Source organism: Qipengyuania sp. S6317L1 (assembly GCF_023015615.1).
In the GTDB taxonomy this organism is placed as follows: Bacteria; Pseudomonadota; Alphaproteobacteria; order Sphingomonadales; family Sphingomonadaceae; genus Erythrobacter.
In genome coordinates, this window is record NZ_JALKAJ010000005.1 from 385524 (window position 1) to 407021 (window position 21498).

A 21498-nucleotide genomic window follows, 5' to 3' on the forward strand; every position below is an offset into this window, starting at 1 on the left:
CGCTACAGGTCAGCGTCGATTGGTCGCTGGCAAAAGGTTAAAAAAGTCTTAATCCTTTTGCCCATGACAACGAAAACAATGACTGCTGAGACCTTCCTCGCAATCAAGGCGGGCCCCGAGATTGAAAGGCGCCGCCTCGCGGGTCGCAAACGCCGCTCTCTCGTTCTCACCGATGACGCTGCGCGCCATCCTTTCAGGGCAGCTCTTCCGCCACATCTGACGAGCGTCGATGTCGACGAAGAAGAACCGGTAAACTTCTGGCACCTGACGCGCGATGATGTGCGCGGATTTGCGACCACATATTTCGCCGTCTTCGCAGCGGTGCTGGTCTTTATTCTTTAAGCGCAAGCTAAAGGGTGAATTCGCCTGCTTCCTTTTCGGCGGAATAAAGCTTCCATCCAAGCCAGGCTGATACGATCGTCATTGCGGCGGCAACCAGCAATTGTTCGACCACCGGCAAACCGATTGCCGTGAGCACGATGGCCAGGGCCGAACCCAGCACCATGCAGATGCAGTTGACGATATTGTTGACCGCAATCGTGCGGCTGGCCGCATCTTTCGCGCAATGCGTGGTGAGAAAGGCGTAAAGCGGCACGACGAACATCCCGCCCGCGGTCGAAACGCCCAACAGCATGAACGACAGCGGCAAGGCGAGCGGTTCGAAGATCCATTCTTCAATCGGCAAAAGTTCGCCCGCAGCATTGGGCGTCCACGCCTTTGCCACGAGATAGGCACCGATCAAAAATGCGCCCATGATCACAACCGCGACCGGGCCAAAACGGGCAGACACCTTGCCTTTAAGAAGCGCGTTGATGCCCACCGAACCAAGCGCAATACCGAGCGAGAAAATGACGAGGAAGAGGCTGGCGACTTCCGGCGTTGCAAGAAGCTGGTTCTTTGCAAGAGGCGGGAACAGGATGAACAGCACCGCGCCCATCGTCCAGAAAAAGCTGATGGCGATAATCGCAAGCCAGATCTGCCGGTTCTGTTTGACCTCTTTGATCAGGCGCGCACTCATCACCACCTGATCGGCGATGGCGACAAAGGGATAGCCAAGCCAGCGTTTGACCCGGCTTTTGGTATTTGCGGCAAACGGTTCGAGCAGCGGGAAGTGCATCTCGTAATCGCTGAGCGGAGGCGCTTCGGGGACAAAGCGCGCGGAATAATAGCCGATGAACGCGATAACGATGACCAGAACAAGGCTGACCTGCACATCGACAAAACCTGCAAGGATCGTCCCCCCAAGGATCGCGATATAAGTGCCTGCCTCGACCAGACCTGTGCCCGACAGCACTTCTTCCGGCTTCAATTGTTGGGGCAGGATCGCATATTTGATGGGCCCCAGAAACGCGCTTTGCGTCGAGGCAAGGAACAGCACGATCATAAGCAGCGGAATGCCCGCTGTGTGCACTTCGACCCCTTGCCAGACCATAAAAAGGCCGAGCGCGCCAAGACTTGCCCAACCGATCTCGCACAACTTGACGATGCGAATGATCGCCGCCTTGTCGCGTGTATCGGCCAATTGCCCGGCGAGCGCGGAAAACAGCACAAAAGGAGCGACAAAGATAAGCGATGCAGCGCCGCTGAACATCGCTTCCTGGCTTTCGGAATTGTAGATCGAATAGACGACGAACAAGACCATCGCGGTCTTGTAGAGATTGTCGTTGAAAGCGTTGAAAAACTGCGTGACCATCAGCGGCAGGAAACGCCTTTGGCGCAAAAGATGCGTCGATGTTGTCATGCTTTAGGTGGCGTCCCCTCGGGCCTGTTTGCTGCGGCATATCTAGTCGAAAGACCAGCGTGCACAAGGGCGCGTGCGAGGGCAGCCTTTCATTTGTCCCAAGATGAGGACGGTGCGATGCAAGGTGTTTTGCTAAAAGCAAATCCCCGCTAAGGGGCAGTCTGAGCCATGTTGACCTTGCCTAACATCCTTACCCTGTCGCGCATTTTCGCGGTTCCGTTGCTCGGGTTCTTCCTGTGGTGGCCCGATTGGAAAGTCGGCTATCTCATCGGGTTCGCTTTGTATTGCGTGATTGCGATTACCGATTTCTTCGACGGCTATCTGGCGCGCGCGCAAGGGACGGTGTCGAAACTGGGCGTTTTTCTCGACCCTATCGCGGACAAGATCATGGTGGCGGCCGTCATTCTTATCCTCACCGCGCAAGGCTATCTTCGCGGGCCTTACGTGGGCGATCTGCACGTGATTGCCGGGGGCATTATTCTGGTGCGCGAGATTACTGTATCGGGCTTGCGTGAATTTCTTGGCGGGATTCAGGTGTCGGTGCCTGTGACAAAACTTGCCAAGTGGAAAACCACCTTTCAGCTGATCGCTCTCGGCGCGTTGATTTTGGGCGGGGCGGTGCATGGACAGCCGTGCCAATCGCTCGATGCGCCCGATTGCGACACCATTGCGGAAAGCTGGGTGCATGTGGTGGGGCTTGCCAGCTTGTGGCTCGCCGCGGGTCTGACCTGCATCACCGGATGGGACTATCTGCGCGTCGGCCTCAAACATATGGATTGATGCCGGATTGCGCTTTGGCAGGGCTGCAAATCAAGCGCGCGCCCCGAGGGAGGACCGGAAACGATCCTCCCAGCAGAGCGCGCGCGACCAGAACCACCCCTGGATAACTGTTTATTTGTAAAGAATGAGGCCGTTAACGGCGCCTGATCCGGGCGACATTGCGCGTGGAAACGGGCGCAGCTTCGACCTTTTCTGTCTTAACCGGCTTGTGCGAAGCTTTGATGGCTGGCGCGGCCATAAACGGCGCGGCGCTCACCTTGTCGCAGGGCTCATCGCTGTGCCCGCGCTCTGTAAGGGGCGAGGGCAAAGGGGCAAGCGTGTTCAATCGCCTGTCTTCGCGCCGTGCACGCTCTTCTTCCAGCTCCATCCGCACGAGGCGGTTGCTTTCGCGTTGCTCGTCAATCTCGTCGTTGAGGGCCTGGATCCGGGCATCGCGTGAGGCTTCGAGGTTGCTGTATTTGCCTTTCATGATGCGCAATTCCTCGCGCGCGGCCTCGACTTCCATCTCAAGCCTCGAGGCGCGGTCGCGCAATTCGCCGAGCTCGTCTGACTGTTCGGCGATCAGTTGCTCTTTTCGACGTAGCCCTTGCGTGGTTTCGTCAACTTGCGATTGGAGCCCCGCGTTGTGCGTTTGCAATTCGGTTTGCGAGCGAAGAAGCGCGCTGTGCGCTTCGCTGCGTTGTGCAAGGGCCGTTTGAAGGCACTCCACTTCAAGCTCGGCCTCTTCGCGTGCCTCGCGCTGGACTTTCAATTCCTGCTTCGCCTCATCAAGTGCCTTTGTGGCCATGCAAAGGCGGTCTTCAAGGCCCGCGGCTTTCATCGCATTGGCGCTCGCCTCGCTGTCGCTTGCTTCGTAAAGCTCGCGGATACGGGCGACTTCCTCTTTAAGCCTGCCCACGTCGCGCATCGCGCATTCGACCTTGGTCGCCTCGCTGTCGAGTTCGCTCGCGGTCTGGTCAAGCCGGGCGCGGAGCCCTTCGTTCTCGCTCTTCAATCCGGCGATCTGGCCGGCCTCCACCCGGAGAGCGGACATTTCACCGATCATCTGATCGGCATCGCGGCGCGCGTGTTCGAAGGCCCGTTTGAGATCATCGAGATTGCCCAGAAGCTTGCCCGAAGGACCTGTCACGGGTGCGTCTTGCGGGAGGGCAGGCGGCAGGCTTTGGGTGGCATCTTCGGCCTTCGCGTCGGTGATGCTTTCCTTCGCGTGTGAGCCACGCAAAGCCCGAAATTGAAACGCATTGGCCATTGTGTCTGTGCCTGCCTGTCGCTGGAGTGCTGGGGTCAGCGCGCCACCGTGATCCCGCTTGATCATGGTAAACGAACCGCTTGCAAAGACAGTTACCGGAAAACTGGCAAACCAATGTCTACCCGCAACCTGCGTGCCCATACTAAGGAATAGGCGCTAGGCATCTGCGCTTGGTCGCTTTGATCTGCGGACACATTTGCCATGCCGTTTGACGGGGCGGGCAACGCTTGCGATGGGTTGGCGGGCGCGTGGACAAGCGAAAGGATTTAGGGACCTCATGGCAACTTGGCGCTTTGCGATCGACCGTGGGGGAACCTTTACCGACGTTGTGGCCTCAACGCCCGGCGGCCTGCTCGTGACCGACAAGCTACTGTCCGAAAATCCCGACCACTATGCCGATGCCGCAAGCGAGGCGGTGCGACGCCTTATGAAGCGCCACGGCGATGCGCCGATTGCAGAGCTTCGCATCGGGACGACAGTTGCAACCAACGCCCTGCTCGAACGCAAGGGCGAGCGGCTCGCTCTGGCAATCACGCGCGGTTTTGGTGACGCGCTCAGGATCGGGACACAGGCGCGGCCCGATATCTTTGCGCGGCACATCATCCTGCCTGAACAACTGCCCGAAACCGTCATCGAGGTGGCAGAGCGTGTGGGCGTTGATGGCGAGGTCCTGACCCCTCTTGATGAAGAGGCCGCGCGCGCCGATTTCATCATGCTGCGCGACGAGGGTTTCGATGCGATCGCCATCGTCCTCATGCACGGCTGGAAGTATCGCGATCACGAAACCCGGCTGGCGACAATCGCCCGCGAGCTTGGCTTTGCGCAAGTAAGCGTCAGCCACGAGGTCGCACCGCTCATAAAGCTTGTTCCGCGCGGCGATACGACGGTCGTGGACGCTTATCTCTCTCCGGTGTTGAAACGATACACCGATACGTTGCAAGCCCAATTGCCCGATGCGGATGCGGTGCGTTTCATGCAGTCCAATGGCGGCCTTGCAGAGGTGGGCGCCTTCCGGGGCAAGGATGCCATCCTCTCAGGGCCAGCGGGAGGCGTTGTCGGCATGGTCGCAGCAAGCGAGCCATTGGGCCACACAAAGCTCATCGGCTTCGACATGGGCGGGACCAGCACCGATGTCGCGCATTACGGCGGCGAATACGAGCTAACCGGTGACAGCGTGGTTGCCGGTGTTCGTGTCGCGGCCCCGATGATGCAAATCCACACGGTTGCCGCAGGCGGAGGCTCGATCTGCGAATTTGACGGCGCGCGCTTCCGAGTCGGCCCGCACAGCGCGGGCGCCGATCCTGGCCCTGCTTGCTATCGCAAGGGCGGGCCGCTTACCGTTACCGACTGCAATCTGTTTCTGGGCCGGATAGACCCGGCCTTCTTCCCTAGCGTGTTTGGCCCCGATGGGGATGAACCGCTCGACCCCGAAGCCGCGTGCGCCGCATTGCAAGACGTTGCAGACGCGCTTCCCGAACCCAAACCTTTGGACGAGATCGCCGAAGGTTTCCTCGCCATCGCAGTCGACAATATGGCCAATGCCATTCGCAAGATTTCGGTCGCGCGTGGCCATGACGTAACCGAATATGCGCTCGCCTGTTTTGGCGGGGCAGGGGGGCAGCACGCCTGCAAGGTCGCCGATGAATTGGGGATAGAGACGGTGCTCGTCCACCCGCTTGCCGGCATCCTCTCCGCTTTCGGCATCGGCCTTGCCCCCGTCAAGGCCATCCGCGAGGTCAGCCTTGTGCAGCCCTTGGGCGACAGCTTCGAAAGCGCACTCACCGAGCTTGAGGATGAGGCGCGCAGAGCCCTTTACGATCAAGGAATTGAGGAAAGCGCGATTGCAATCGTCCCTCGCGCACGGTTGCGCTTTGAGGGAAGCGATTCCCTGCTCACCGTCGATTGCGGCGATGCGGCACAAATGGATAAAGCGTTCCGCAAACTCCACCGCCAGCAATTCGGATACACCGACGACAAGGCCGCGATCATCCTCGAAGCTTTAAGCGTCGAGGCGAGCGGCACTGCGGGCGGATTGGGCAACCTTGATGCTGCGCCAGAGCCCGTGAACGCCGAACCTTCCGGCGATTGGCGCACATTCGAACGCGCGGCGCTTTCGCAAGGGCAGGTCGTGGCCGGTCCCGCGCTTGTCATTGATCCGGGGTCAACCACCGTGATCGAAGAGGGTTGGCAGGCCGAAATGGCCAAGGATGCAAGCCTCATCCTCACCCGCCACGTTCCGCTTGAGCGGGAACAGGCGGCGGGCACGAGCGTCGATCCCGTCCGGCTCGAAATCTTCAACAACCTGTTTATGGCCATCGCAGAGGAAATGGGGGTGGTGCTGCAATCCACCGCGACCTCTGTAAACATCAAGGAGCGGCTCGATTTCTCCTGCGCTCTGTTCGATGCAAGCGGGAACCTGATCGCCAATGCGCCGCACATACCAGTGCATTTGGGCAGCATGGGCGACAGCGTTGCGCGCGTGATCGAGGCGCGGGGGCCGGACGAAAACGGCGCGGCGCGCGATGGCAGAGGCTTTGTTCGCGGCGACGCCTATGTGCTGAACGATCCCTATCGCGGCGGAACGCACCTGCCAGATATCACCGTGATCGTGCCCGTATTCTACGGCGATAAGGGCACGGCTCCCGATGCTTTCGTCGCGGCACGGGGCCACCATGCCGATATCGGCGGAATTGCACCCGGCTCCATGCCCCCTGAAAGCCGAACCATCGAAGAAGAAGGAGTGATGATCGACAATCTCCTGATGGTCGATGCGGGCACATTTCGCGAGGGTGCGGTGCGCGACATTCTGGCCGCTGCCCAATATCCGGCGCGCAGTCCTGACCGCAACATTTCCGATCTTCGTGCCAAGCTGGCGGCCTGCACGAGGGGGGCGGAATTGCTCACCGCAGCCGCGCGCGACAGCGGCGCCGAGGTGGTGGCCGCCTATATGGGCCACGTCATCGCCAATGCCGAAGAAAGCGTGCGAAACCTGCTGGACCGGCTTGAGGACGGCGCGTTCACAACCCGTCTCGACAATGGAGCGCAGGTTCGGGTCGCGATCCGCATCGACCGCGAAAGCCGCTCGGCCGTGTTCGATTTCACCGGAACCTCGACGCAATTGCCGGACAATTTCAACGCGCCGCGCTCAATCACGCGCGCCGCCGCGCTTTATGTGCTGCGCACTCTGATCGACGATGCGATCCCGATGAATGACGGGTGCTTGCGGCCCGTCGAACTCATCGTGCCCGAAGGTTCGATGCTGAACCCTGAGCCGGGAGCCGCCGTGGTCGCTGGCAATGTCGAGACGAGCCAGGCGGTGACTGATACGCTGTTCGCCGCCACCGGCAAACTCGCGCCTGCCCAAGGCACCATGAACAATTTCACCTTCGGAAACGAACGCCACCAATATTACGAAACGATCTGCGGCGGATCGGGCGCAGGGCCAGACCACGACGGGACAAGTGCGGTTCAAACCCACATGACCAATTCGCGCCTGACCGATCCCGAGATACTGGAGACGCGCCTTCCGGTGCGGCTGGAGGAGTTTTCGATCCGCAGAGGCTCTGGCGGGAAGGGGGCGCATACGGGCGGGGACGGGACCGTGCGGCGTTTGACTTTCCTTGAGGAAATGCGCGCCAATATGCTCGCCAACCGCAGGGCCGTGCCGCCAAGCGGGCTTGCCGGCGGAAGCGATGCGCAGGCTGGACGCAATTGGGTCGAGCGTGCCGATGGCAGCCGCGAAGAGCTCACCGCAACCGACAGCGCCGAAATGGGCGTGGGCGATACATTCGTGATTCTTACGCCGGGCGGGGGCGGATACGGGAAGGGATAAAGGACATGAATTATTGGCCCCTCTTGGGGATAGCGCTGGTCATCGTTGGCTTTGCGTTGAAGTTCAATCCGCTGCTCGTCGTGGTCGGGGCCGCTGTTGCAACGGGGCTCTTGGCCGGACTTGACCTGATCGCGGTGATCGAAGCCTTGGGAAAAGCCTTCAACGATAACCGCTATATCTCTGTAACATGGATCATTTTGCCCCTTATCGGCCTGCTTGAACGATACGGGCTGCAACAAAGGGCAAGGGCGGTGATCGAGGGGGTTCGCGGGGCGACCATGGGCAAGCTTTTGACCGTTTATCTGCTCTTCCGGCAGTCGACCGCCGCGCTTGGCCTCACCAGTATCGGAGGACATCCTCAGACTGTGCGCCCGCTGGTGGCCCCGATGGCAGAAGCGGCGGCGGTGAAATCGCACGGGGACCTATCCGAAGACGAACGCGAAAAGGTCAAAGCCATGTCGGCAGCAACCGACAATGTTGGCCTTTTCTTTGGTGAAGACATTTTCATGGCTATCGCCTCTATCCTCTTGATCCAGGGGGTTTTTGAAACCTACGGCTATCCCCTGACCCCGCTGCAATTGTCGGTCTGGGCGATCCCCACCGCGATCTGTGCCTTCATCATCCACGGCTATCGCATCAATGCCCTCGATCGCAGGCTCGCGCAGGTGAGAGCCGCCAATCAGGAGGCCGCGTCATGATCTCCTACGAATGGCTCTATGTGCTCCTCGGCGTATTCTTCGTGGTGACATCGCTTCTTAGCTTACGATCACAAAACACTGGAAATGCGTGTTTTTGGGGTCTTCTTTCGATCAGTTTCTTTTTCGGTTCGCATATTGGCGATCTGATGAATGGCCTGATCGTTCTGGGCCTCGTCGCGATTGCTGCGCTTGGCGGATTGAAACCTTCTGACCCCGAAACCACGACACCGATTGAGCGAGAAGGCTTTTCAAAAACCCTCGGCAACAAATTGTTTTTACCAGCTTTAGTGGTTCCCGTGGTGGCCGTTGCAGGGACGCTTCTTTACAATTTTACGCCGCTTGGCGAACTCGGCCTTTTTGCCGAGCGGCAGACCACGCTCATCCTCTTTTGTGTCGGCGCGATCCTTGGTCTGGGCGGTGCGATTGTCTGGCTGAAACCTCCCGTTTTGGCACCGGCTCAAGAAGGGCGGCGGCTCATCGATTCAATTGGCTGGGCTGCGATCCTGCCGCAAATGCTCGCTGCTCTCGGGGCGGTGTTTGCTCTCGCTGGAGTGGGTGAGATCATCGGCGGGATTGCGGGGGCTGCGATCCCGGAGGGGAGCGTGTTCCTCACCGTGGTCGTCTTCGCGCTTGGCATGGCGCTTTTCACGATGATCATGGGCAACGCCTTCGCCGCCTTTCCGGTCATGGCGGCAGCGATTGGCATCCCGCTTCTGGTCGAAGGATATGGCGGCAATCCGGCGGTAATCGGAGCGGTTGGCATGCTTGCAGGCTTTTGCGGGACATTGCTCACCCCGATGGCGGCCAATTTCAACATCGTGCCAGCGGCGCTTCTGGAGCTGAAGGATCAGAACGCTGTCATCCGCCAGCAGGTGGGGACCGCCGTGCCGCTCTGGTTCTGCAATGTGATCATCATCTACGTGGGGGCATTCTTGCTATGGAATTGAGCCTAACGCCTGAAATCGCGTCGAAATTTGCGCAAATCGCGCTCGGCCATGTGGGTCAGGAATACCCCAATCAGCCCCAACACGCGATGGAGAGCGATACCGATGCCAAGACCCCTCGCGAGCTTCACCCCGCCTTCTTTGGCAGCTATGACTGGCACTCTTGCGTCCATTCCTGGTGGCTTTTGCTGACCTTACGCCGGCTTTTCCCCACGATTCCTGAAGCGCAGGCAATTACGAAACTGGCCGATGCAACTTTGACACAAGAAAAGCTTGCCGCCGAACTTGCCTATTTCGAGCGTCCTTCGGCGCGCGGGTGGGAGAGGCCGTATGGCTGGGGCTGGCTGCTGTACCTGCACCACGAGGCAGGGCGTCACGAGGATCACGACTGGGCGCGCCACCTTGAGCCTCTGGCACGCCTCATAGCGCAGCGATTTGCGCAGCACCTTCCGCTTCTCACCTATCCCATCACCGTGGGCACGCATTTCAACACCGCATTTGCATTGGTGTTGGCGCGCGAGTGGGCGGAGGCGCGAGATCCGGCGCTGCTTGGTCAGATCGATGCCTTCGCTACCAAGGCTTTTGCCGGAAAACAGGCCTATGCAGGCTGGGAGCCGGGCGGAGATGAATTCGTCTCACCCGTTCTCACCGCTGCGCTGCTGATGAGCAAGGTCATGCCACCGGCTGATTTTGCGCCCTGGTTCGACGGGCTTGTTGTGTCGAATCGCTGGCTCGAAAACGAGTGTCATCCCGTCACCGTGTCCGACCGCAGCGATGGGAAGATCGCTCATCTCGATGGGCTGAACCTCAGCCGCGCCTGGTGTCTCAAACGTATCGGGCAAATGTTAGCCGAAGATAAGCCGGGCTCTCACGCTGGAACCGCGCTTATCGAAGCGCGTGCCGAGGCGCATCTCAAGGCGGCAATTCAGCATGTTGCGGGCGATTACATGGGTGAGCATTGGCTCGCGAGCTTTGCCCTGTTGGCGCTTCTCGAGGCGCGATAATCGACTTGTATCACTTGTATCTTGCTGTAAGACGAAAGTTAGCACGTAAGTCGAAATTTAGTTGATTCTTCAAAGGGTTGATATTTACTAGATTTTACACAAGTGCTAATTACACGTTAACCAATGTCCCCTATTGGGGATAGGTATGAACACCAAGCCCCTCCTTCGTCCGCTGTTCGCCACGACTGTTTTGGCGACGTTTACCTTTTCCGCTCCGGTTATGGCCGAGGGCGTCGTTGCAGGTACGCTCATCGAAAACACCGCCACCGCCACCTATGAGGATGGCGAGGGCGAAAAGACGGTGGATTCAAACACCGTAACGGTCACGGTCGACGAACTGCTCGATGTGACGGTGACCTCGCTTGACGGCGGGCCGGTTGGCACGGCTCCGGGTCAGGCTGTCCTGTCATACGAGGTGACAAACCAGGGCAATGGTCCAGAGGCGTTCACCTTGATCGCTGATCCGGCGGTTGCGGGAAATGACTTTGACACGGTCGTCGAACTTATCGCCATCGATACCAACGGGAACGGCGTTTACGACGACGGGGTCGACGAGATCCTCACCGGTCCTGAAACCACCCCCGAACTCGCAGCTGACGAGGCGGTCACCGTTTTCGTGGTTGTGACAGTTCCCGGCGATGCCAACGACACCGAAGTAAGCCAGGTCGAGCTTCGCGCTGATGCGGTGACCGGAACCGGCGCACCCGGTGACACATTTGCAGGCGCGGGCGTTGGCGGCGTGGATGCAATCGTCGGCACCACCGGCGCATCGGCAATTGCCAACGGCTCGCTTGTGATCGGCCTTATCACCGTTGACCTGACGAAAGCGGTCAGCGTGGTTGATCCGTTCGGCGGCACCGGCGCGGTTCCCGGTTCGGTCGCGACCTTTACAATCAGCGCCGAAGTTGTGGGCGATGGTTCGCTCGACGCACTCGTCATTACTGACGCCATTCCCGCCGATACGACTTACGTCGCAGGCAGCCTCGCGCTGGATGGCAACCCCCTCACCGATGCCGACGGCGACGATGCAGGTTCTGCATCCGACGCAGCGGGCATCTCGGTCGATATCGGCACCGTCAATGGCGGTGACACCTACGAAGTGACGTTCGACGTCACGATCGACTGATACAAATAAATTTAAGGACAAGGACAGGGTCCATGAAAACATTCGCGAAAATCATTGCTGCACCGCTTCTGATCGCATCGGCATCGCTGGGCGTACCGGCGCTCGCACAAGAAACGCCATCCGTCGTCGTAAGTGGTGATGTCAAACAGGTTGAGGTTTCGACCAACGCTGATGGCGAGGAAGTGACGAACCTCGTTGATATCGATCTTACCGTGCCGGGCACGCGGCTTGTGTTCCGCACAAATTACGAAAACACGACCTCCGAGGTCATCCGCAACTTCACACTCACCAATCCGATGCACCCGTCGGTGCGTCTCGCACCTGATGCGGACGAGGATCTGACGGTGTCTGTTGATGGTGGCGACACATGGGGTTCGCTCTCTTCGCTCAGCGTGACCGAAGAAGACGGGTCAACCCGCACGGCGACCCATGCCGATGTCACTCACGTTCGCTGGACCATTGCGGAAATCCCCGCAGGCGGCAGCGGCCAGGTGCAGATGCCGGCAGTAATTCGCTGATCTAACGAAATTTTTTAACCAGCTTCGCTTCCTTCAACGGGGGGCAAGCCGCCAAGCCTTGTGGGCGGTAATTTTGACACAGGGCGCACTCGCAAAGGACCACTTGCAATGAGACAATCTACCCAATTGCTGGGTGCGGTGAGCGCGGTAGCGCTTATTGCCGTGTCCAGCACGCCGGCACTTGCTGTCGGTACAACAGCTGGGGAGTCGATTACCAACTCGGTAAGCGTCTCCTATCAGGTTGGGAATGACCCCAACACTGAACAAAGCGTCACAGACACGGACACCTTCATCGTCGACCGTGTGATCGACGTGAACGTCAATCTTACCAGCGTGAGCCCCGTAACGGTTGCTCCTGGTGAGGTTCAGGCTGTTCTTGCCTTTGACGTAACCAACCTGTCGAACGACACGGTTGACCTTGACCTCTCGACCGTTCTGACGGCCGGAACCGGTGCAAACATCGAAAACATCACGATTTATCGTGATCTCAACGGTGACGGCGTGCTTGATCAGGCCGAAATCGACGCTGGTGCGATCACTTTCCTCGACGAAGTGCTCGCTGACGATGGCACGGGCGCTCAAACGCTTGAAGTTATCGTTGTTGCTGACATCACCACCGATGCGGTCAATGGCGACATCTTCGATATCGTTCTGATTGCTGACGCACACGAAGCCGGCACTGTTGGTACTCTGGGTGCTGAAATCGACGCAACGGTTGGTGCAAACACCGACGGCATCGACACAGTCCTTGCCGATGGTTCGGGCACGGCTGAAGAAGTGGCCAACGCCGGTGATCACTCTGATCTCGGTCAGTTCGAAGTTGCTGGCGCGCTTGTCTCGGTTGTCAAATCGAGCCGCATCATCAGCGATCCAGTGAACGGCGTATCGCCTGACGCGAAAGCGATTCCTGGTGCCGTGATCGAATACTGTATTGCTGTTACCAACGCTGCTGGCGCTGCTGATGCAACCGCCGTTAGCGTGAGCGATGATCTTCCTGCCGACGTGACCTTCACGGCTGGTTCGGGCATCTTCGTTGATGGTACAGCCACCGTTGACACCTCGGGCGCAATTCCGGTTGCAACCTGTTCAGGTGGTACAGACGGTGAGGGAACCACCGCTACCTTTACAGCAGGCGGCGGTACTGGCGGTCTCGACCTGATTGCAGGCGACCTGTCAGACATCCCGGCGAGCACCACCCGCTCGCTCTATTTCCAAGTCACGATCAACTAAGGTCGGTCGGCTAGGAATATGACCTTGCGTGTGTGCTCTTCTGTGAAGCGCGTGGCAGCAGCACTCGGTGTAGTGCTGCTGCCATTCGGCGTGCTCGCAGGGAGCGCAAACGCGCAAAACACCAATGAGGCGGAGGTTCTTCGCACCATTACCAATACCGCGGAGGCTAGCTGGCTGTTTGAGGGGCGCGAGCGCGAAACAGTCTCCAACGAAGTGCGGTTCGATGTCACATTGCCTCCACCAGAGATTCGGGCATTTCGTCCGACCCCTCAGGGCGGTGTTGACCTCAATTTCCGCGCGCCACTGTGCGCGGCAGGCGGGCAAGGGCCCGCTGGTTCGGGCGGCGGAGGATCTTCGCCTATCGAGCTTACCCCTGTAGAAGGGGCCGCCGAGGTCACGTCGATTATCCGGCCTGGCCAAACCATGCTGTTCGAGATCACCGCGCTTCAGGCGAATGTCGATCCGAACGAAGTGGATCGCATGGATGTGACAATCACCACGTCCACCGGCGATGAAGAAAGCCTGACGATTTTCGAAACCGGCAACAACACCGGCAGGTTCGTTGGTCAGATCGGCACTGCACGCATCCCACCGACCCCGGCGAGCGGCGATTGTGAGCTTAGCATCAACGACGGCGCGACCATTTCCATCGAAGCTTTCCTGCCGGGCGACACGACTGTTGTTGTTGAAACCGAGGTTCAGGTGCTCGCCGATCCGTTCGGCGTTGTGTTTGACAGTGAAACCGGTCAGCCAGTGTCTGGCGCGCGCGTCACTATTGTCGATGCGGCAACCGGCGCTCCGGCGACTGTTTTTGCAGAAGACGGCGTTACCCCGTGGCCTTCGACGGTTATCTCGGGTCAGCCTGTCACTTATGGCGACGGTCTTGTCTTCAATCCTGAGGCAGGCGAATTCTGGTTCCCGCTTACGTTCCTGGGCAGCTATCGCCTCGTTATCGAGCCGCCAGAGCCGTACACCGCGCCATCAGTCGCAAGCCGCGCAAGCCTTGCTCAGTTGAGCCGTCCCGATGGCCGCTCCTTTATCATTCTCGATGCGTCATTTGGCGACGTATTCGAGCTGAACGATCCAACGCCAATTCAGGTGGACATTCCGCTTGATCGGCCAGCTGAAGACATCGGCCTTGTTAAAACTGCGTCGAGAAACCGCGTGCAGCCGGGCGATGTCGTGTTCTATTCGATCACTGCGAGAAACGATGATCCATCGCGTCCGCGCCGCGATGTGGTGTTGACCGATACGCCGTCATCTTCGCTGCGTTTCCGCGCTGATAGCGTGCGGGTGAACGGTGCCGAGGCACCTGACCAAATTGCATTTGCCCCTGATGGCCGCTCGCTCACCGTTTCACTGGGTGATCTGGCGCCTGGCGAAAACGCCCGCGTGACTTACGCCATGAGTGTTCTTCCCGATGCTGCACCGGGTGTTGCGCCTAACGATGTGGTCAGTGTCGATTCCGTCGGCCGCACCGCGCGCACCAGTGTCGCGGTCGAGGTTGAGCGCGAGACAATCGCCGACCGCATGACGATCATCGGCCGCATCACCGCCGGCCCTTGTTCGGTGGACAACACCAAGGACAACCCACGCCCCGGCGTTCCCGGTGTGCGCGTGGTCATGGAAGATGGCTCTTACGCGATCACCGATGCCGATGGCCGCTATCACTTCGAAGGCGTTGTGCCGGGCACCCACGTGGTTGCTGTTGCGCGCATGACGGTTCCTGAAGGCGGCGAACTGGTCAATTGCTACCGCGACACCCGCAACGCCGGCAGCGCAAGCTCGCGCTTTGTTATCGGGCAGGGCGGTTCGCTGGTCGTCGCAGATTTCGACATCAACTTCCCCGAAGGCACGCCTGCATTTGTCGAGCAAACTCTCGCAGAGCGCAATGGCGAGGCTCGCCCTGATGGCGATGCAGCACGCGCCGTAAACGCAATCGCTGGCGGCTCTGGCCGTCCCGCCATCGAGCGCGCCACCCCGGCTGTATCGGCTGATACGCTTACTGGCGCTGGCATCCCTGCAAGCACCGCCGCAGCAGCAGAGCGCGCCGAGCCGGTCTATGCTGCGAACACCGACTGGCTGGCACTTGGCGATGGCGAAGACGGTTTCCTCTTCCCCGGCACCACCGCGAACCCGCGTTCGCCAGCTATCCGGGTCGCCATCCGTCACCGCCGCGGTCAACAAATCAAGCTTCGCGTCAATGGCGAAGAGGTAAGCGGGCTTTCATTCGACGGCACCTTGACCCCTACGCAAGGCCGCTTCGCGGTCAGCACATGGCGCGGCATTGTTCTCGACGGCGACCGCACCGTGCTCGAAGCCGATGTGATCAACACGTTCGGCGGGGTCAGCAAGACTTTCAGCCAGGAAGTGTTCTTCACCTCGACACCGGCACGCGTCGAGCTTGTCCCTGATCAATCGAACCTCGTGGCCGACGGTCGCACGCGTCCGGTCGTCGCGATCCGCGTTCTTGACCGCAACAACCGTCCTCTTCGCGAAGGTGTTTCGGGTAACTTTACCCTCAACGCACCCTATGAGAGCGGCGAGCAGATTGATCGACAGCAGCTGAACCAACTCACCGGCTTCAACTCAAGCCAGGCGCGCTGGGTTGTCGAAGGTACCGACGGTATTGCGAAAATCGAGCTTGCGCCGACCATGGTTTCCGGTTCGCTGCGCCTCGACTTCCAGTTCAACGACGGCGAGCTTGCGCGCGAGCAGCAGCTTGAAACATGGGTTGTTCCCGGCGACATCGAATGGACAATCGTGGGCCTTGCAGAAGGCACGGTTGGTGCAAAATCCGTTGCAGAGAACATGGAGCGTGAAGGCCGCTTTGACAGCGATCTTGGCGACAATGCCCGCGTCGCGCTTTACGCCAAGGGTCGCATCCTTGGTAAATTCCTGACCACCATCGCTTATGACAGTGCCAAGCAGCGCGAAGACCAGCGCGTTCTGGGTCAGCTTGACCCCAATGCCTATTACACCGTCTTCGCAGACGCATCCTCGCGCCGCTTCGATGCCGCAAGCCGCGAAAAACTTTACGTGCGTATCGAAACCGCGACCTTCTATGCGCTTTATGGCGACTTCGAGACCGCTTTCGATCAAACCCGCCTTGCCCGCTACAACCGCACCGCAACCGGCGTGAAGGGCGAAGCGCGCGTTGGCCAGTTCAAGGCGAGCGCGTTTGCCGCTGAAATCTCAAGCCGCCTCCAGCGCGAAGAGATCCAGGGCCAGGGCATCACCGGACCATACCAGCTTGGCAGCCGCAACGTCGTGCCCAACTCCGAGCGCGTGACGATTGAAGTGCGCGACCGTTTCCGTTCGGAACTCATCGTAAGCAGCCGCACTTTGACGCGCTTCCTTGACTATGATCTTGACCTGCTGACCGGCACGATCACCTTCACACGTCCTGTGCTGAGCCGCGATGAAAACCTCAACCCGCAATTCATTGTGGTTGAGTATGAAACCGACGGCCTTGGCAATGCCGAAATGAACGCAGGCGCGCGCGTCGACTGGACCAGCGGTGATGGCCGTGTGCGCATCGGCGCGAACGCGATCACCGACAAGGGCGAGGGTGCTCGCACGGATATCGGTTCACTCGATCTTCGCGCAGACCTTGGCACGAGCACGCAGGTTCGCGGTGAAATCGCCATGAGCCGCAGCGAAGGCGAAACAGCGACCGGCTGGCTCGCCGAAGTGCAGCACCAAACCGGCAAGCTCGACATTCTCGCCTATGCCCACCAACTCGACCAGGATTACGGCGTTGGCCAACAAAACGGCGTCGATCAGGGCCGCCGTAAGGTTGGCGTTGATGGCCGCGTGTTCCTGAGCGATCACCTCAGCGTGCTGGGCAGCGTGTGGCAGGATGACAGTCTTCAGGATTCATCGCGTCGCCGCGCAGCGCAGGCGCAGCTGAACCTGACCCGCAAGAACACCGATTTCCGCGTCGGACTTGCGCACTTCAATGATCGCCTGACCGATGGCACCACCAACACCTCAACCGTGCTCGAAGGAGGCGTGACACAGCGACTGCTCGACAATGCGCTTGAATTGTCCGCATCGACTGCGATTGCGCTCGACAAGGCAGAGAGCATTGACCTGCCGGCCCGTCACCGCATCGGTGCCCGTTATGCGATTGCTCAAGGTGTTCGCCTGGTGGGCACTTATGAGATCGCCGATGGCGAGAACATCGACGCGCGCACGCTTCGCGGCGGTGTCGAAGTGACACCTTGGCAAGGCGGACAGATCATCACCTCGATCGGTCAGGACAACATCAGCGAGCTTGGCAATCGCACCTTTGCCGCCTTTGGCCTTGCGCAAACGCTGCAACTCTCACCCGAGTTCGCGATTGATGCGACCATCGACGGCAACCGCACCTTGAACGGCGCGCCTGATGTGGCCGATCTTGTGAACCCGCTCCAACCGGCGGCTTCTGGCGGTCAATTGACCGGCGGTCAGCAGTTTGAAGACTTCACCGCATTCACCCTTGGTGGCGCATGGCGCAAGGATCGCTGGAGCGTCACGGGCCGCGGTGAATATCGCGATGGCGAGCTTGCCGACCGCATGGGCGCAACCTTTGGCGCGATCCGCCAGCTGGGCGAGGGGTCGATTGTCGGCTCGGGCTTCACCTGGACCAAAGCCGAAGACGAGAACGGTCCAAAGGTCGAGATCATGGACGCGGCAATCGCATTCGCACACCGTCCCGACTTTTCCGAATTCGCCATGCTGGGCAAACTTGAATACCGCAGTGATAAAGTGACCGGCGGTATCGCAGGGGTCGCTGGCGGTGCCGGATCAAGTGCGCTTCTGGTTGATGGCGATGCCTTGTCGCGCCGCCTCATCGCAAGCTGGTCCACCAACTGGACTCCGCGCGATTTCGACGAGGACGACAACGGCATCATCACCCAGACGCGCCGCAACGAATTCGGCCTGTTCGTGGGTGGCCGTTACAACTTCGACAAGTTTGAGGGCACCGAGTTCTCGGGCACAACCGCATTCCTCGGCGCAGACGCGCGCATTGGTGTCGGCGAGATCTTCGAAATCGGCGCAAGCGCAACCGTGCGCGCCATGCTTGAAGGCGATCTGGCGAGCTTCTCTTACGGCCCGACCATTGGTGTGACGCCGGTTGAAGGCATGCTCATCACCGTTGGTTACAACGTCGAAGGTTTCCGCGACGGCGACTTCTCGGCGGCTCGCAACACCGACAAGGGCGTGTTCGCCAGTGTCCGGATGAAGTTTGACACCAGCAGCTTTGATTTCCTTGGGCTGAACCGATGAACGGCGTACAGATTTCTAGAAGTTCTGACATTCCCAGCATGGTAAACCCTGCGTTTACCATAGCCGCCTATGCACGCGTCATGGTCGCAAATACGCATAATCTGGTGCACAAGGTTCTCACGCTCGCAAGCGCGTTGATGCTTGCATTGCTTATGATGCCCGGCGCGGCACACGCCCAGACGGAAAGCGTCGATTGGACCAATACCGGGGTTGCCAACCGGGCAGCTCTGCCTTCGGGCACGACCGTAACTGCGTCGGATGGCACGATTGCAACGATAACCTATTCGGTCCAGACCGAAGGGACCGGGACATTCGAACCGGCTTTTTCGCCGACTTTCGTGAGCTATTTCAATGGCACGATCGGCGGGTCGGCAGGCCCGCTGCTTGCGAGTTTCGACAACGCCAATTTCGATCCCCGCGATAAAGTCACCATCACCATTGACCTCAGCCGATCGGTGCGAAACCTGGAATTCTCGCTCGGCGACATTGACCAAGGCAACTATACCGACGCGGTCGAGGTTTTTTACGACAATGGCAGCGGCGGCTTTACCAATGCTGCGACGAACACTGCGTTCTGGACCACCGGAAGCTCGGTTACGCGCACCAATGATGCAACCGTTAATGGCTGGAGGGGCACAGGTGGTTCCGGGACAGCTGCAACCAATGGCAATATCAATTTCGATTTCGGCTCGCAGTCGGTTCAGCGCATCCGCATTGTCTATTTCAGCTACACCGGCACTGGCGATCCCGGGACCCAGTTCCTTGGAATTTCGGACTTTGTTTACGCTTCTCCAGGCGCTGACCTGTCGCTGACCAAGACGCTGGTCGGATCACCGCCGGTGCAAGGGGGAACAGCCGTGTGGCGTTTGACCGCAACCAATGCGTCAGCGTCTGAATTGGCCGCAGACGGCGTGGTGGTCGCAGACACTTTGCCCGCCGGTTTCAATTTTGCCAGCTCGTCAGGCGACGGCTCGTTCAATCCTGCCAATGGTCAATGGACCATCGGCACGCTTGCGCCCGGTCAAAGTGCGACGCTGACCATTTCAGGCTCGATCACCGCAAACGCGGGCACGACGGTCACCAATACCGCCGAAATCATTTCTAGCAGCGTGCCGGACTTTGATTCGACCCCGAACAACGGAAACAATGGCGAAGACGATTTTGCCTCGTCCAGCTTCACCGTCCAATCAGGCCGCGCACCGGGTGTTCCGCCTGTGCTTGCCTGCCCGGTGGGTCAATCGGTGTTCGATTGGGATGCGATTTCGGGCTGGACGGCAGGGTCGACCAACAACACCTATGGGTTTGGCAGCTTTGGCGATGTGAATTTCTCGTTCGACAACGACGGGGCTTACGTGAGCAACGCCATCTGGGGCGGGGCGATGCCCAATGTGGGGACCTACTTCAACGGTGGCCTCAACCCTGTCGAAAACGTGCTTCAGGTTGTGTCGGACCAGGCCAACCGGACGGGCGAGGTGGAGTTGACCATCACCCTGCCGCGAAGCTTCACCGGGCTGCAATTCTCGATCTTCGATGTCGATTTCGGCGCCAACCAGTTCGCCGACCGCCTGTTCGTGAGCGGCAGCAATAATGGCGCGAGCGTCAACCCGACCCTTACCAATGGCAATGTCAACTTTGTGAGCGGCAATTCGGTCATCGGTGACGGCACCGCCGATAACAATGCCGCAACCGGCACCGTGGTCGTTACCTTCACGCAAGCCGTCGATACGGTTGTGATCCGTTATGGCAATGCCAACACCGCGCCGACCAACCCCGGCCAACAGGGCATCGGTGTACACGATCTTTTCTTCTGCACGCCGCAAGTCGACCTTACCGTCAGCAAGATCAGTTCGGTCATTGCTGACCCGGTCAATGGGACCAACAATCCCAAGGCGATCCCGGGTGCGACGGTCGAATATCTGATTACCGTCACCAATACCGGCGTCGATGCCACCTTCCCCGACACGGTAAGCGTACTCGACAACGGTCCGGCGGATGCGAGAATGTGCCTTATCAGCCGTGCAGGCGGGCCGGTGATCTTCGGTGATCCGGGCGCAAACTCGGGCCTAACCTACACCTTTGCCAGCCTTGGATCGGGCGCGGATGATGTGGAATTCTCCAGCGATAACGGCACAAGCTTTACCTATACGCCGGTGGACGATGGGACAGGCTGCGATGCCAATATAACCGACTTCAGGGTAAACCCGTCGGGCGCAATGGCTGGCGGCAGCACCTTTACCGTTACGGTGCGCTACAGGGTCGAATAGCACGGCCAAAAAGCCTTATCGCATAGCAATGCGTGTTGTTGCGGTGCAGCAAAAGCATTGACCGCGCACAGCTTTGCTCTAGGGTTTGGGCCCATGCAATCTGCTCGTGATTTGAGCGCGCCTCCAGCGCTGGCGACCCTTCTTCAAAGCGCGCGCCATGCGCTGTTCCTTGATTTTGACGGGACCTTGGTGGAGCTCGCTCCCACCCCTGACACGATTTCGCCTGTGCCTGATCTGGCATCAAGGCTTGAAACTCTTTCACAGCGCCTGGGCGGGGCGCTCGCGCTCGTCAGCGGGCGATCAATTGCAGATATCGAAACGCATATTGGTTCCGTTAGCCTTGCGGCTGCTGGCTCGCATGGTTCTGACGTGAGACGCGCGGATCGTTCGGCGCTGGGCACTGCTGCGCAGCAATTGCCCGAGACGATGGAAAAAGCATTGCGCACCTTCGCTGATGGGGAGGGCCTCGATTTCGAACAGAAGCCCCACGGTGGTGCTCTCCATTACCGGGCAAACCCCGATAAAGGCGAAGCGGCGCAAGATTTTGCCAAGACGCTGGCGGTTGAAAACGGATGGAGCGTTCAAAGCGGCAAATGCGTAGTCGAGGTGATCTCAGGCGGCGCGGACAAGGGCACGGCGGTTGTGGCGCTTATGGAGGAACCCGGATTTGCCGGATGCATTCCCGTCTTCATAGGCGATGACCTCACCGACGAAGCCGGCTTTGTCGCGGCCAGTCGCCTTGGCGGTTTCGGCATTCTTGTAGGAGAGCGTGAAACCACCAGCGCCGCCCATGCGCTCGCCACTGTCACACAAGTCCACAAATGGCTGGAGCTTTAGG

General features: G+C 59.5%; 14 protein-coding genes. 12 read left to right on the forward strand and 2 right to left on the reverse strand.

From position 1 onward, the window contains the following. Nucleotides 1-63 precede the first annotated feature (63 nt). Nucleotides 64-342 (forward strand): hypothetical protein, encoded by a 279-nt coding sequence (locus MWU38_RS13490; RefSeq protein WP_247272320.1) that lies wholly within the window; start codon nucleotides 64-66, stop codon nucleotides 340-342. Between the two features lie 7 nt (nucleotides 343-349). On the opposite strand, the gene MWU38_RS13495 is transcribed toward MWU38_RS13490, so the two are convergent. Next, the gene (locus tag MWU38_RS13495; protein WP_247272321.1) at nucleotides 350-1741 is read right to left on the reverse strand and encodes an MFS transporter; all 1392 of its coding nucleotides are present in this window, start codon (nucleotides 1739-1741) and stop codon (nucleotides 350-352) included. Between the two features lie 168 nt (nucleotides 1742-1909). Here MWU38_RS13495 and pgsA point away from each other — a divergent pair, with 168 nt between their 5' ends. Beyond that, nucleotides 1910-2521 (forward strand): CDP-diacylglycerol--glycerol-3-phosphate 3-phosphatidyltransferase, encoded by a 612-nt coding sequence (gene pgsA / locus MWU38_RS13500; RefSeq protein ID WP_247272322.1) that lies wholly within the window; start codon nucleotides 1910-1912, stop codon nucleotides 2519-2521. 133 nt (nucleotides 2522-2654) lie between these two features. Here pgsA and MWU38_RS13505 read toward each other — a convergent pair whose 3' ends face one another. After that, nucleotides 2655-3836, reverse strand: a complete 1182-nt coding sequence (locus MWU38_RS13505) for a hypothetical protein (RefSeq protein WP_247272323.1) — start codon at nucleotides 3834-3836, stop codon at nucleotides 2655-2657. 211 nt (nucleotides 3837-4047) lie between these two features. Here MWU38_RS13505 and MWU38_RS13510 point away from each other — a divergent pair, with 211 nt between their 5' ends. The 10 genes from MWU38_RS13510 (at nucleotide 4048) to otsB (ending at nucleotide 21497) form a co-directional block, all read left to right on the forward strand. Beyond that, the gene (locus MWU38_RS13510) at nucleotides 4048-7602 is read left to right on the forward strand and encodes a hydantoinase B/oxoprolinase family protein (protein WP_247272324.1); all 3555 of its coding nucleotides are present in this window, start codon (nucleotides 4048-4050) and stop codon (nucleotides 7600-7602) included. 5 nt (nucleotides 7603-7607) lie between these two features. Beyond that, the gene (locus MWU38_RS13515) at nucleotides 7608-8300 is read left to right on the forward strand and encodes a DUF969 domain-containing protein (protein ID WP_247272325.1); all 693 of its coding nucleotides are present in this window, start codon (nucleotides 7608-7610) and stop codon (nucleotides 8298-8300) included. Beyond that, on the forward strand, nucleotides 8297-9247 hold the full coding sequence (locus MWU38_RS13520) for a DUF979 domain-containing protein (protein ID WP_247272326.1): 951 nt from the start codon (nucleotides 8297-8299) through the stop codon (nucleotides 9245-9247). Before MWU38_RS13515 ends, MWU38_RS13520 begins: the two co-directional genes overlap by 4 nt. Next, nucleotides 9238-10248 carry a DUF2891 domain-containing protein gene (locus MWU38_RS13525; RefSeq protein WP_247272327.1) on the forward strand — a complete coding sequence of 337 codons (1011 nt, stop codon included), beginning with the start codon at nucleotides 9238-9240 and terminating at the stop codon, nucleotides 10246-10248. The genes MWU38_RS13520 and MWU38_RS13525 overlap by 10 nt, the downstream gene beginning before the upstream one ends. A gap of 145 nt (nucleotides 10249-10393) precedes the next feature. Then, nucleotides 10394-11374, forward strand: coding sequence for a hypothetical protein (locus MWU38_RS13530; RefSeq protein ID WP_247272328.1), 981 nt, complete (start codon nucleotides 10394-10396; stop codon nucleotides 11372-11374). A 32-nt stretch (nucleotides 11375-11406) separates the two neighbouring features. Next, nucleotides 11407-11892: a hypothetical protein gene (locus tag MWU38_RS13535; protein WP_247272329.1), complete on the forward strand. Its 486-nt coding sequence runs from the start codon at nucleotides 11407-11409 to the stop codon at nucleotides 11890-11892. A 108-nt stretch (nucleotides 11893-12000) separates the two neighbouring features. Then, nucleotides 12001-13122, forward strand: a complete 1122-nt coding sequence (locus tag MWU38_RS13540; RefSeq protein ID WP_247272330.1) for a hypothetical protein — start codon at nucleotides 12001-12003, stop codon at nucleotides 13120-13122. 51 nt (nucleotides 13123-13173) lie between these two features. After that, nucleotides 13174-18396, forward strand: a complete 5223-nt coding sequence (locus MWU38_RS13545; RefSeq protein ID WP_247272331.1) for a hypothetical protein — start codon at nucleotides 13174-13176, stop codon at nucleotides 18394-18396. After that, nucleotides 18393-20660 carry a DUF11 domain-containing protein gene (locus MWU38_RS13550; protein ID WP_247272332.1) on the forward strand — a complete coding sequence of 756 codons (2268 nt, stop codon included), beginning with the start codon at nucleotides 18393-18395 and terminating at the stop codon, nucleotides 20658-20660. The genes MWU38_RS13545 and MWU38_RS13550 overlap by 4 nt, the downstream gene beginning before the upstream one ends. Nucleotides 20661-20753: 93 nt before the next feature. Next, nucleotides 20754-21497, forward strand: a complete 744-nt coding sequence (gene otsB, locus MWU38_RS13555; RefSeq protein WP_247272333.1) for a trehalose-phosphatase — start codon at nucleotides 20754-20756, stop codon at nucleotides 21495-21497. Nucleotide 21498: the final 1 nt, after the last annotated feature.